This is a genomic window from Psychromonas aquatilis (assembly GCF_038155185.1).
In the GTDB taxonomy this organism is placed as follows: domain Bacteria; phylum Pseudomonadota; class Gammaproteobacteria; order Enterobacterales; family Psychromonadaceae; genus Psychromonas; species Psychromonas aquatilis.
In genome coordinates, this window is sequence record NZ_JBAKAZ010000294.1 from 1 (window position 1) to 226 (window position 226).

Here is a 226-nt window from a genome sequence, read left to right on the forward strand (position 1 = left end):
CTGAAATTTTACGTAATGTTGGGTCTAGCGTCGCAAATAACTGATCGGCTTCATATACTTTTGCTTCTGTTATTTGGTTAAATAACGTTGATTTAACAGCATTAGTATACCCTACCAAAGAGACTGTTGGCACTTCATTACGTTAGCGAGAACGACGACCCTGCTCACGTTTTTTAGATACTTTCGCTAATCTTGATTTAATTGTTGTGATTCGAGCACTGAGTAA

General features: G+C 37.6%; 1 pseudogene. It reads right to left on the bottom strand.

Going from position 1 to position 226, the window contains the following annotated elements:
- A pseudogene (locus V6256_RS15620) lies at positions 1 to 226 on the bottom strand (GTPase); the annotation flags it as partial.